Source organism: Enteroscipio rubneri, assembly GCF_963929405.1.
In the GTDB taxonomy this organism is placed as follows: Bacteria; Actinomycetota; Coriobacteriia; order Coriobacteriales; family Eggerthellaceae; genus Enteroscipio; species Enteroscipio rubneri.
This window is the reverse complement of sequence record NZ_CAWVIN010000003.1, coordinates 1,257,052-1,269,603: the sequence shown is the minus strand read 5'-3', so window position 1 is coordinate 1,269,603 and position 12,552 is coordinate 1,257,052. Positions and strand designations below refer to the sequence as shown.

General features: G+C 62.7%; 9 protein-coding genes. 5 read left to right on the top strand and 4 right to left on the bottom strand.

What is annotated here, in order from left to right:
* Positions 1–12: 12 nt before the first annotated feature.
* Positions 13–1,542: a helix-turn-helix transcriptional regulator gene (locus ABGT83_RS12240; protein ID WP_346687824.1), complete on the bottom strand. Its 1,530-nt coding sequence runs from the start codon at positions 1,540–1,542 to the stop codon at positions 13–15.
* A gap of 466 nt (positions 1,543–2,008) precedes the next feature.
* Here ABGT83_RS12240 and ABGT83_RS12235 point away from each other — a divergent pair, with 466 nt between their 5' ends.
* From ABGT83_RS12235 to ABGT83_RS12220, 4 genes are all read left to right on the top strand, one after another.
* The gene (locus ABGT83_RS12235; RefSeq protein ID WP_346687823.1) at positions 2,009–4,495 is read left to right on the top strand and encodes a molybdopterin-dependent oxidoreductase; all 2,487 of its coding nucleotides are present in this window, start codon (positions 2,009–2,011) and stop codon (positions 4,493–4,495) included.
* Between the two features lie 15 nt (positions 4,496–4,510).
* Positions 4,511–5,155: a 4Fe-4S dicluster domain-containing protein gene (locus tag ABGT83_RS12230; protein ID WP_103263825.1), complete on the top strand. Its 645-nt coding sequence runs from the start codon at positions 4,511–4,513 to the stop codon at positions 5,153–5,155.
* Positions 5,156–5,305: 150 nt separating this feature from the next.
* Complete coding sequence (locus ABGT83_RS12225; protein ID WP_103263824.1) at positions 5,306–5,929, top strand: DMSO/selenate family reductase complex B subunit; 624 nt, start codon at positions 5,306–5,308, stop codon at positions 5,927–5,929.
* Positions 5,926–6,780, top strand: coding sequence for a dimethyl sulfoxide reductase anchor subunit family protein (locus tag ABGT83_RS12220; protein WP_346687822.1), 855 nt, complete (start codon positions 5,926–5,928; stop codon positions 6,778–6,780). The genes ABGT83_RS12225 and ABGT83_RS12220 overlap by 4 nt, the downstream gene beginning before the upstream one ends.
* Before the next feature lie 229 nt (positions 6,781–7,009).
* Here ABGT83_RS12220 and ABGT83_RS12215 read toward each other — a convergent pair whose 3' ends face one another.
* Both ABGT83_RS12215 and ABGT83_RS12210 read right to left on the bottom strand, forming a co-directional pair.
* Positions 7,010–7,492: a MogA/MoaB family molybdenum cofactor biosynthesis protein gene (locus tag ABGT83_RS12215; RefSeq protein ID WP_103263822.1), complete on the bottom strand. Its 483-nt coding sequence runs from the start codon at positions 7,490–7,492 to the stop codon at positions 7,010–7,012.
* Positions 7,493–7,505: 13 nt separating this feature from the next.
* Entirely contained in the window at positions 7,506–8,762 is a 1,257-nt protein-coding gene (locus tag ABGT83_RS12210; RefSeq protein WP_103263821.1) for a molybdopterin molybdotransferase MoeA, read from the bottom strand.
* A 299-nt stretch (positions 8,763–9,061) separates the two neighbouring features.
* Here ABGT83_RS12210 and ABGT83_RS12205 point away from each other — a divergent pair, with 299 nt between their 5' ends.
* Positions 9,062–10,948, top strand: coding sequence for an MFS transporter (locus ABGT83_RS12205; RefSeq protein WP_346687819.1), 1,887 nt, complete (start codon positions 9,062–9,064; stop codon positions 10,946–10,948).
* Between the two features lie 18 nt (positions 10,949–10,966).
* Here the strand turns inward: ABGT83_RS12205 and ABGT83_RS12200 are convergent, their stop codons facing one another.
* Entirely contained in the window at positions 10,967–12,532 is a 1,566-nt protein-coding gene (locus ABGT83_RS12200; protein ID WP_346687817.1) for a helix-turn-helix transcriptional regulator, read from the bottom strand.
* Between the last annotated feature and the right edge of the window lie 20 nt (positions 12,533–12,552).

Genomic DNA, 12,552 nt, shown 5'->3' with positions numbered 1-12,552 from the left:
CGCGCGCACAACCTACCCGTCCAGCTCGTGAAGCATGTCTAATAGCTCTTGGCGCTTGTGGATGTCGAGTTTCGTGTAGATGTGCTTGGCATGCGTGCGCACGGTGTTTTCGCTGATCACCAGTCGCTCCGCGATGGCGGCCATGCTGTTGCCGCGGGCGATAAGCTCCATAACCTCCGTCTCGCGGGAGGAGAGGCCGAATCGCTCCTGGAGCGCACGACACTGCTTCGACGTGCGGTCGCGGATGACGCCGGCACCCTCCGATGCCGACGGACGGTTGCGGCGCGCCTTCGGCAAGGGCCTCTCCGGGTCCGCCGCGCCGGTACCGCGCCTGCCCTCCCGAACCCCACGCCTGCTTTCCGTCTCGGCGCCGCAACGCCTATCGCCCCCCGCGCTGCAACGCCCATCGGCTCCGACGCCGCGACGTGCGTCAGTCGTCCCTTCCCCGTGCTTTTCTGCGATGCGCCCGCCTCGCTCGCCTGCGTCCGTCAGCCACCGCGCCCTCGAGGCAGCCTCCTCGCCTGCATGCACGATAGCCGCTTCGCCTTCGCGCGCGAGCGGCAGAAACTCGATAGGATCGGCCGACACGGTGCCCTTCGACGCAAGCGGCTTGAACAACGTGCCGGACGCCGCAAGCAACGTGAGCCCCAGCACCCAGCTCGACACGACAGCCACGAAGAATAGCCACTCGCGTCCGCCCATCGAAACGAAATCGCTCACCCATCCGAGCAAAAACCCCATGCTTTGCATGATGTACGCAATTCCGCCGAAGAAGCCGTAGATGAACACGGGATTGATGCCACGGTCGCGCGACACCTGAGCGCATTGCATCATCATGAGCATCTGCACGAGCGAGAACACCATGTACATGAACGCCGCGAACAGGTTCAAGTATGCCCCACCCAAAAAAGGCAACAGCAGAAATCCTGTGATGACAAGCGGATACGTCACGCGGAATACCGAAGTCAGTCCAAATCGGAAGCTCATTCGGTACCACAGTACCAGCAACACCACGGCAGATACGAGCGAACCCACCATAGAAGCGCTGTTCACCACCGTGGCTATCTCTTCGTGCAGCAACGCGATACCACGGATGACGCCTCCCGCGAAAGCGAGCGATCCCACGCACAGAGCGCTGCGCCAGTAATCGGCGACAGCCTGGCGGTACACGCGCGGATGCTGGCGGGGAACGTCTTCGAACATGGGCTGGTCGGTGCGCATCTCGCGCACCGAGAGCGCAATGCACAGCCCGCACAAGGGCACGAACACGAGGGGAACGAGAAACGCCGTGAGCGCAATGGGGACAAGGTACAGCGAAAAGTAGACGAGCGGCGCAAGAGCCGTGCCCACGATCAGGCGCAGATTGCCCGGTTCCGGAGGCAGCGATGCGAAGTAACGCTGCCACAGCATGAACAGACCTGCACAGCCGATGCCGAGCAGCACGCCGCCACCAGCCACAAGCAAAAGCGTTGCGGCCGTTACGTACATGGCGGCGATAAGGCATGCCGAACCCGAGAACACGAGCACCGCGCTCAGCGACACGAGCATCCTCCGCGCACCGTGGGGAAAACAGTATGCGCCCAACATACTTGCCACGAATGCCCCGCCGAAGGCGGGCTTGCGCAAGGAAGAACGTGAGCGTGACTTCCGCGGTCTGGAATTCAAGAGGCAAAAACGGGAAGATGCCTCCCCACGTGGAGGTGGCGTTCACCGTGAGGAAGCAAGCGTAGCCCCAACTCGACACATGCGCATGCCCCCATGCGCCTTCAGCCCGCCGCTCCATCGCCTCCTCCTTCACGTTCAACCCCGCGGCGCCATACCGGGCCGCGCATCGCCATACTACCTTATCCGACTGCTGCACTTTTCGGAAAACCGGTGACAATGCGATGCCACACTCAACCGACCTGGCCTTATTCTATTAAATCACATGTCAGGTGTGATTCCTGCCAACTTCGACTACGATATCGTTTGAAGGGCGAGAGGAACAACCGAATCGAAGGAGGGAACTATGGTCATGAACGAAACGACGCTTTCGCGCCGCACGTTCGTCAAAGGGTCGCTTGCGAGCCTTGCCGTAGCCGGCGCCGCCGGAACCGGCGCGCTGTACGGCTGCTCGCCCCAAAGCGAGGGAGGCGCAGGCGCAGGCGAAACCGCGACAACAGATCAGATCTCGTGGAGCCAGTGCAACGTCAACTGCGGCGGCAACTGCATTTTCCAATGGCATTCCCAGGACGGCAAAGTGTTGTACATGGAGTCCGACAACACAGGCGACGCCGACCTGCAGGCTCGCGCTTGCCTGCGCGGCCGCTCGATGCGCCGATGGCTAAACAGCCCCGACCGCCTGATGCACCCCATGAAGCGCGTAGGCAAGCGCGGAGAAGGCAAGTTTGAGCAGATCAGCTGGGATGAGGCCATCGACACCATCGCAAGCGAACTCAAACGCGTCATTGACACCTACGGCAACGACGCCATCTACGTGAACTACGCTACCGGCATGTACAGCTCCACCGGCAAGCAGCCCGGCCTGCGCCTGCTCAGCATGCTGGGCGGTTACATCAACCAGGGCTACGACTACTCCACCAACATGCTGCAGGCCATCATGCCGCATATGTACGGCAGCGCGGCGAACCTGGACGAAGACGGCAACCACGTCACGCTCAAAAAGCCCGCCACCGCGTTCAGCCCCTACGATGCCGTGAACGCGTCCTCGTTCTCCGAGGCCGAGCGCGCGTCCGATCTGGTCGTCATGTTCGGCAACAGCCCGGCCGAGACCCGCATGGGCGGCGCGAACGCCGTATGGGACTTCGCGAAGGTGCGCGAGGCCGTTGAAAGCCGCGGCGGCAGAGTCGTCAGCATCGACTACCGCCTGAACGAGACCGCATCAGGCCACCCGGACGAGTGGCTTCCCATCCGCCCCGGGACCGACGCGGCGCTGTGCTCGGCCATCGCGCACGAGTGGATCGCCAACGACCAGGTGGACAAGGAGTTCCTTGACAAGTACTGCGTGGGCTACGACGAGGACACCATGCCCGAGTCCGCCAAGGGCCAGAACAAGTCATACAAGGACTACATCATGGGCACCGGCTACGACATGGTCGAGAAGACGCCCGAATGGGCCGCCCCCATCACGCAGGTTCCCGCCGACACCATCCGCGCGCTTGCGGCCGAAATCGCGGCCGCCGAGGCTCCGTTCATTGTGCAGGGCTGGGGTCCGCAGCGTCACACCAACGGCGAGGACACCACGCGCGCCATTTGCATGCTGCCCATCCTTATCGGCAAGCTTGGCCTGCCCGGCACGAACACCGGCCAGCGCGAGGCCGAGCCGCCTACGTACCTGGTGGGAGGCATCCCGTTCTCCAACCCCATCACCACGACCATCCCCGTCTACCAGTGGGTGAACGCGGTGGATCACGGTCACGAGATGACCGCCACCAACGCGGGTGTCATGGGCGCTGAAAAGCTGAACAACGACATCAAGTTCATCTGGAACTACGCCGGCAACTGCCTGACCAACCAGCATGGCGACATCAACTACACCCACGAGATCCTCGCCGACGAGAGCAAGTGCGAGTTCATCCTGGTGTGGGACACGGTGATGACCGACTCGGCCAAGTACGCCGACATCCTGCTGCCCGATGCCATGCGCTCCGAACAGCTAAACATGCAGACCCAGGGCTACTCTGAGTTCTACACCGCCGTCGTCGTGGGTGGCCCGGCTCAGGAGCCCCCTGCGGAGTGCCGCTCCAGCTACGACGTGTGCGCCGACATCGCCGACAAGTTCGGCATCAAGGACGACTTCACCGAGGGCCGCACGCATGACGAGTGGATTCAGTACCTCTACGAGCAGGGCGCCGAAGCCGATGGCAACATGCCCACGTGGGACGAGATAAAGGCGCAGGGCGTGTACAAGCGCACACTCGAACCGGTCATCGGCCTCGAGGCATTCCGCACCGACCCAACCGCGAACCCACTGGCGACGCCTTCTGGCAAGATCGAAATCTACTCCGAAACGCTGGCCGAGATCGCGAACACATGGGAGCTTGCCGAGGACGAAGTCATCAACCCCATTCCGGTGTTCACGCCCGGCTTCCAGGGATATGGCAGCGTCAACGACGAGTATCCGCTGTACTGCACAGGCTTCCATCACAAGAGCCGCACGCACTCGTCTTTCGGCTTCATCCCCGAGCTCGAGCAGGTGGCGCGCCAGCAGCTTTGGATTAACCCTGCCGACGCAGAGCAACGTGGCATCGCCCAAGGCGACACCGTATCGGTGAAGAGCCCGGCTGGCGAAATCCGCATCGAGGCGAAGGTGACACCGCGTATCGTTCCGGGCACCATCGCGATCCCCCAGGGAGCCTGGCACAAGGCCGACATGAACGGCGACCGGGTCGACGAGGGCGCATGCGTCAACACGCTCACGACCTACAAGCCCACGCCCTACGCGAAGGGCAATGGACCTGCGCATTCCATGATCGCTCAAGTTGCCAAGGCTTAAAGAAAGGAGGACACCATGACCCAGTACGGATTCTACTTCGATAGCGCGCGCTGCACGGGCTGCCGCACCTGCGAAATGGCGTGCAAGGATTACAAGGACCTGCCCCAGACCATCGCGTTTCGCCGCGTGTACGACTATGAGGGCGGCACATGGACGGACGCCGGGGACGGCACGTACACGTCCGACACGTACGCCTACCACGTGTCGCTCGGCTGCAACCACTGCGCCATGCCGCAGTGCATGGCGAACTGCCCCTCCGGCGCCATCGAGAAGGACGCCGACACCGGCCTCGTCCACATCATCGACGAGAAGTGCACCGGCGCGGGCATGTGCGTCGAGACCTGCCCCTACAACGTGCCCGTCCTCAACGAGGAGACGAAGCTCGGCATGAAGTGCGATGGCTGCGCCGACCGGGTTGCCGCAGGCCTGAGTCCCATCTGCGTGGAAGCCTGTCCGCTGCGCGCACTCGAGTTCGGCGATATCGAGGAGCTGCGCGCCGCACACGCCGATACCGTGGACGGCATCGCGCCCATGCCCACAGGCGACGAGACCACACCGTCCATCGCCATCAACGCCTGCCCGGCGGCGAAGGAACCCGGTGACACGACCGGCGCCATCGCCAACGAGAAAGAAGTGACCCTGGTCGCTGCCGGCGCCTAAAGCTTCGAATCGCGGTGTGGCGAGAGCAGCCTCGAAGCTCCCTCCATACCCGTTCTTCCGAGTGCCCGCGTCCTTGCGCGGGCACTCGGGTATACTGAGTTCGAACGAGACGAGAAATAGGTACCGCCCGCAACGAAAGCGAACCTGCGCATGCCCCGAGGATTCTTCTTCGACAATACGCGCTGCACGGGATGCAGAACCTGCATGCTCGCATGCAAGGATTACCGTGACCTTGATGCCGATCGGACATTTCGACGCGTCATCGACTACGAGGGCGGCTCATGCGAATTAGCGCCCGACAACACCGTAACCCAGGACGTCTTTGCCTACCACATCTCGCTGTCCTGCAACCACTGCAATCAACCCGCCTGCACAAAAGTGTGTCCGACGGGCGCCATGCACAAGGACGACCTAGGACTGGTCTGGCCCGATACAACCAAATGTATCGGATGCGGCTACTGCACCATGGCCTGCCCCTACCATGCCCCCCGCATCGACGAGGACCTCAAGCGCAGTTCCAAATGCGACGGGTGCCGCGAGCGCGTCGCTCGAGGTCTGACTCCCATCTGCGTCGAAGCATGCCCACTGCGTGCGCTCGATTTCGGAACGCCCTACGAACTGTCCGAACGCCACCCTGGAACCGTGCGCTCCATCGTGCCCATGCCCGACGAGAGCGCAACGAGCCCGAACCTGCTCATTTTGCCCTCAGCTGCAGCCGAGTGTGCTGCCGAAAAGGGCGGATCTATCGTGAACCGTGCGGAGGCAGGACTATGACAAGCGGTTTCGACGGGCTTTCGCTTGCCGTGTTCACCTCGCTCGCACCGGCCGGCGTCGTGGCGTTCCTTTCGCTCGCCATCGCGCGCCTGGGAGCGCACGACCATGCGGCAGCCGTCCGTATCGATCGCATGATCTCCTTGCCGTTCGCAGTCGTACTCGTCGGATTCATCGCGTCGGCGACGCACCTCGGCACGCCGGCGAACGCGCTGCACGTGTTCTCGGGGGTGGGCCGCTCACCGCTCTCCAACGAGGTGCTGGCCGCAGTCGTATTCCTGCTTCTTGTTGGATCGTATTGGATGATGGCCTTCAAGGAACGGTTTCCCGATGCGGTTGCAAAGCCGTGGCTCGTGCTGGCCTGCCTTGCGGGAATCGCACTGATCGTGGGGACATCACTTGCCTACGACGTGACCACCGTGCCCACGTGGAGTACGCCGTACACGCCCGCGAATCTCGCGCTTTCGGCGCTCTTGGCGGGACCGGTGCTCGGAGCGCTGTTCCTGCAGATCGCCCGCATCCGAGTGCGATGGCTCGAGTGCGCTCTCGTCGTCGTGGCTGCAGCTGCTCTTGTCGCAGGTACGATCGTGCTCGCCCTGCACCAGGCAAGCCTCGCCTCGGTGGCGAACTACGAGTTCACCGCCACCGCTCTCGCGCCACGCTATCCCATGGCCATCGTCGCGCACTTCGCGCTCGGACTCGCCGGGATAGCCGCCGCCGGCTTATCGCTGCGCCGCGTGCAACCGGCCCGGTCGACACTCGCGCTGCGCATCACGGCGAGCGCGCTCGTTCTGGCCGCCGTGTTCGTCACGCGCCTCGTCTTCTACAACCTGCACATGACGGTGGGATTCTAGGAATCGCAGTCCGCACAAGCGATCCGCCCCATCTTATCCGGGCGACCCGTCTGACACATTTATTTGCGTCTGTGCAGACTGTTCGATGAAGTTAACTTGCGAATATAGGTGCATCTGGCGAAACCTGAACAGGCATTATACTTGTATCGTACGCGAAATCGCAAGGTACCCTCGGAAAACAGAACGCACAGACATAAAAGTGTGCAGAACGAGGCCGGAACGGCAACGATCAGTGACCTTCGCCGGCCATCATGCGAGCGGCATGCGGGAGCGCATCCACGATACCGCCCCAGTTCTCGCGGGCAGCTTTCTCGCTGCCGGGCAGGTTGACGACCAAATGCCGGCCGCGCTGCATGCACAACGCGCGCGAGAGCATGGCGTACGGCGTGATGGCCAGCGAGTGCGCGCGCATGGCCTCGGCGATGCCGGGCACATTGCGGTCGCACGCGTCCATCGTGGCCTCGGGCGTCACATCCCGCAGCGAAAGGCCGCTGCCCCCGCAGGTCAGCACGATGTCGGCGTCCACCTCGTCGCAGGCGTGCACAATGGCGGCGGCAATAGCGGCACGCTCGTCCTTCACCACCACGTGGCTTGCACATTCCCAACCGTGCTGACTGATGAGCGCCTCCAGCGCAGCACCGGCGGTATCCCGCTTCAGGTCGCGCGTGTCCGAGCAGGTGACAAGCGCAAAGCGGAGGGGGTTTTCGGACATCGATCCTTCCCTTCTACAGCACGATTTCTTCGGGCACGTCCAGCAGCACGCATTCGACGAGCGAACCCGCCGTGCAGCCTTCCAACCCTTCGGGCATGATGGCCATGCAATTGCTCCGCTGGATGACGCCGAACAGGCCCGAGCTTTGGTTCTGCGCCGGCTCCACCTCGTAGGCGCCCTCGGCGTTGCGGTAGAGCGTCGATCGCATAAAGATGCGGCGCGGATCCTTCTTTTTGACATCGCGGGTCAGCCTGGCCCGTACGTGCGGACGCTCGAAATGTGTATAGCCCTGCATTTTGCGCAGCGCCGGACGGATGATCATTTCGAACCCCACGTAGGCGGCCGCCGGATTACCGGGCAGGCCGAACACGGGAATGTCGTTCACGATGCCGAAGGTCTGCGCCTTGCCGGGCCGCATGTTCACCGTTGTCATGAGCAATGCGCCCAGCTCTTCCACCACAGGTTTAATGAAGTCGAAGTCGCCATTCGACGCGCCGCCGCTTGTGACGACGAAGTCGAAGTTGGCGACGGCGTGCAGCACCGCCGCAGCCAACGCCTCATGCGTGTCCTCGACGATAGGCAGTATGACGGGCAGCGCCCCGGCCGCCTTTGCGCATGCGGCCAGCGCGTAGCTGTTGGAATTGCGAATCTTGCCGCCCGCGGGCACCCGGTCGGGATCGACCAGCTCCGAGCCGATGGAAATGATGGCAACGCGCGGCCGTAAATAGGTTGGCATTTCAACGACGCCGCACCCCGCAAGAAAACCGACGCCCGCCGTACCCACCACCTCGCCGGCCTTCACGATGACCTCGCCGGCCTTGGCCTCTTCGCCCGCCTCGCGAACGTTGGAGCGCACCTTCGTGGGAGCGGTAAACGCCACGCGGCTGCCCGGCATGCCGTCTCCGGAGACCACGTCCACAATTTCGTATTTCACCACGGCGTCAGCCGCGTCGGGCAACGGCGCGCCCGTCATGATGCGCACGCATTGGCCGGACGCCAGAGGACCTTCGTACGTATCCCCCGCGGCGATCTCGGCGATGACGTCAAGTTCAATGGGGGTTTCGGCGCTTGCAGCAGCAAGGTCGCCTGCCCGCACCGCGAAACCGTCCATAGCCGAATGGGCAAAGGGCGCGATGTCGATATCACTGGCAAGCGGGACCGCAGCAACGCGCCCAACGGCATCGAGAACGGGAACTGTTTCAACTGGCAGGGGCTCGACGTGTGCAAGCACGAGCGCGCGCGCTTCTTCGAGTGAGATCATTTCTGGCATGGCGATCCTCCCATGAAAGCACGGACCCGCACCGCCTTGAACGCCCGTCAAGCGGCCACCGCCCGCACCTGCTGTCCGATGCCGCTATTATAGCGCTTCGAGAATATTACCAACCCGGCGCATTCGTCCTTCCACCGGTCGAACATGATCGTTTTCCCGCGTTCGCCCTCAGATGTGAGAAGCTTTCCGCTACAATCTTCTTACCAACGAGCAGTTGCACAACGTAAGTCCAGTTGCGCGGCCGCTTGCCTTTCTTCGCCTACCGCCGCGCGCCGGAGCAAGGAAAGGATCTTTTCTTCATGGTTCAATCGAACAGTATGTCCATGCTTGCCGTGCTGTACGGCAGTGCATTTGTAGCCGCATTCAACGAAAACATCGTCAATGTCGCCCTCGTCAGCATCATGGGCGAGTTCTCCATCGGTGCCGAAATGGCGCAGTGGCTGGTCACTGGATATATGATCGTCACCGCCATCGTCGTCACGGCAACCGCCTTCCTCTCGAAGCGCCTGCGCCTCCGCTCGCTGTTTTTTGGCGCTGCGGGGTTTCTGATCGTCGGATCACTCGCCTGCATGATTGCGCCCGTATTTCCCGTGCTGCTTGTCGCCCGTCTCGTGCAGGCCATCGGCACGGGGATTTTCATCCCGGCCATGATGAGCACCGTGCTGGCCGTCGCGCCACGCAAGCGGCTGGGAACCTACCTGTCCATCGGAAGCTGCATGATCACCTTCGGCCCGGCTTTCGCCCCCGTCGTGTCGGGCCTCATGGTGACGGCATTCGGATGGCGCAGCGTCTTTCTTCCCTCCGCCGTCATCGTGGTGTTGCTGGTGGTGTGCGGTGCGCTGCTGATTCGAAACATAGCTGAACCCGAGCAGGTCAAGCTCGACCTGATGTCGGTCGCGCTTTCGGCCCTCGGCCTGTTCGCACTCGTATACGGCCTGTCCGTCGTCACCACGGCCCTGCCGGTTGCCTTGATCGCGATGGCCCTTGGTCTGGCGGGCATTGCCGGCTTCGTTTTTCGCCAGCGGCGTCTGACCCATCCGCTGCTCGACCTGAGCCCTCTGCGAAACCCTCGTTTTTCCCTCGCCTGCATCCTCGTGGTCGTAGCCATGATGACCACGTTCTCTATGAGCGTGCTTCTGCCGCTGTACTTTGAGGGATCGCTCGGCATGACAGCATTCGCCTCGGGCGCCCTGCTGCTCGTGCCCATTCTCGTGAATGCAGGCACGGCGCTTGCAGGCGGTCGCACCATGGATCGGCGCGGCGCATGGCCGCTGCTCCCGGTGGGCTTCGCCCTCATCGCAGTCGGGCAGCTTGCCATCTGCCTCATCGCACCGAGTTTGTCGTGGGCTGCCGTGCTGGTCGGATCGATCGCCGTATACGCGGGCGTCGGGCTGATCTTCTCTCCGTCGCAAACTGCGGGGCTTCAAACGCTCGAACCTGAGCAGAACTCGCACGGCGTGGCCATCATCAACACCTTCATCCAGGTGGCAGCCTGCATCGGACCTTCGCTCTTTATCGGCATCCTCTCGACGACATCCGCCGGCGCAGCCGCCTCGGGCGCCGATGCCTCTTCCGCGCAGGCGTACGGCTTTTCATCGGCTGTCGCCACAGCTGCGGCCGTGGCCTTCGCGGGCCTGCTCGTCTCGTTCTTCTACGCGCAGAGCATGCGCGCCAAGGCGCCGCAGACGGCCACCGCCCCCACGCCGCTGCCTACAAAACCTGACGTGGGAACGATCATGAAACACGATGCCTTCACCGTGCCCAGCACGGCGACCGTGCACGAAGCCATGCACCTTCTTCTCGAGCACAAAACAAGCGGGCTGCCCGTCGTGGACGTGCGCAATAACGTGGTGGGGTTCATCTCGGACGGCGATATTATGAAGACGCTGGCCGTGCAGAAGCCCTCGGGCTACGACCTGGCGTATGGATTGGCGGTTTACCGCGACGACGATGAATTCAACGAACGGCTGAGCGAGGTCATGAAGCTGAACGTCATGGAGCTTGCAACTCCCACCGTCGTTGCGATCGATGCCAATGCGTCCATTGAAGACGTCTGCCGTATCCTCGGCGCCAAGCGCATCAAGAAAGCGCCCGTCGTAGAAGAAGGCGTACTGGTTGGCACGGTGAGCAGAACCGACGTGACGCGCCACCTCATGGGATCGTTCGTGGAGCGGCAGGAAGCGTAAAAGACTGCAACATCGTGCTCATTCGCCTGTCTTTTCAAGCAGCGCGATCAGCTCCTGGCGCGAATGCACATTGGTTTTCGCATAGATGCGATCGGTGTGGGTTTTCACGGTGCTATACGCCACGCACAGAGCATCAGCGATGGATTGGAGGCTTCGACCGCGCGCGAGCAGCGCGAGCACTTCGGTCTCCCGCGCAGACAGACCGTGCACGCGTGAAACCTCCGCGCAGCGCTCTTTGAGCATGGCGTCGAACACTTCGGACAAATCCATTTGGGCGGCTTCGGCAAGGGTTACCTTCTCGGGCGCCACAGCGGCGCCCGACGTTTCGTCGGGCCGTTCAAGGGACAGCGCGACGCCAATGCCGGGAGATGCAACGCTCTCCATAACGATGAACAGGTACACGATGAGCACCGACACGCCTACGAACAGCATGGACGAGCTGGAACCGAAGTTGAATCCGACGAACGTTCCTATGAGCAAACCCACGTTCATGCCCGATTTTCCGATACCGAATACAAATGCGTTGGGGGCTCCCACGTTTGACGCCATGTCGGTCAGCGACGCCCATACGTACATCTCGAATAGAATGTACCCTGACATGATGGCCACAGCGGCGAGCGCCTCCTGACCCGCGGCCAGAAACGGCAGCAGCAGCAAACCAGCCGCCATAAGCGGTACGACCAGCTTGTAGGCGAGGTCGATCTTCGTTCTCCCGAACAGGACGATACTGGCAACAGCAACGGCGATCATTACCACGGCAACACCCGCGAACATCGCCTCCCCGATGCCGCCCGTCGATGCGAAGGGCAGCGCCGACGTGTGCCCACGCATGAAACCCGGCGCCAGGCAATACACAGCCGTAAAGACGGCAAAGCGAACGGGGAGCGCGCTGCGCCATGAGCGACCGGGCCGATGCGCGCCATGGCGCGCCGCATCCTCCCCCTGCGACAGTTCGGGCGCCGTCCCAGCCTCTCGCGCCGTCTCATCCTCGTGGGCGGCCTCAGCCTCATCATCAGTCCGGACCATTCGCTGTGTCTGATACAGCATTGCAACGGATATCAGGGGCAGCAGCATCGTGGCGATAACGGCTGCGATGCCCGGCAGCATATTGATGAGCAGGTAATAGAACACGCCCATCACCATCGCGGCCGGTATAGTCCGCCGCTTCGCCAACGTCGGCGGTATGCTGCGGTACGCCTCCGCCCACAAGAGCAGCAGCCCGGCGGTACCCACCCCCGACGCGACCGAAGCGATATAGACGAGCATGTCAGACGAGGAACACCCGAGTGCCAGGCCCAGCGTGCCAGCAGCGGTAAACACCACCAGGATCGCTCCGAGTGCGCGGATCCTCCCAAGTGGTGCGAAGCGCAGCGAGAGGCAGCCAAACGCGACCATCGCGCATCCGTTCGTCAAAACGTTGATGAGCCAGGCGCTCAGGCTCAGCGCTTCGCCAGCGTCTCCCCATAACACCGTCGAGAAGAATGCGACATGCACCCAGCCCCAGCATGCCCCGAACCCCAAGCAATGGAGCACCAGCCACTCGGCCGAATACGGACTGCTCTTTGGTACGGATGCCGCATCCAAGCGATCGATCCGCCTGCAAT

Bases quoted from the DNA above. Each gene is read 5' to 3' on its own strand.
- ABGT83_RS12210 (WP_103263821.1), bottom strand. From the start codon at position 8,762: ATGCCAGAAATGATCTCACTCGAAGAAGCGCGCGCGCTCGTGCTTGCA.
- ABGT83_RS12235 (WP_346687823.1), top strand. From the start codon at position 2,009: ATGGTCATGAACGAAACGACGCTTTCGCGCCGCACGTTCGTCAAAGGG.
- ABGT83_RS12205 (WP_346687819.1), top strand. From the start codon at position 9,062: ATGGTTCAATCGAACAGTATGTCCATGCTTGCCGTGCTGTACGGCAGT.
- ABGT83_RS12220 (WP_346687822.1), top strand. From the start codon at position 5,926: ATGACAAGCGGTTTCGACGGGCTTTCGCTTGCCGTGTTCACCTCGCTC.
- ABGT83_RS12215 (WP_103263822.1), bottom strand. From the start codon at position 7,492: ATGTCCGAAAACCCCCTCCGCTTTGCGCTTGTCACCTGCTCGGACACG.
- ABGT83_RS12230 (WP_103263825.1), top strand. From the start codon at position 4,511: ATGACCCAGTACGGATTCTACTTCGATAGCGCGCGCTGCACGGGCTGC.
- ABGT83_RS12225 (WP_103263824.1), top strand. From the start codon at position 5,306: ATGCCCCGAGGATTCTTCTTCGACAATACGCGCTGCACGGGATGCAGA.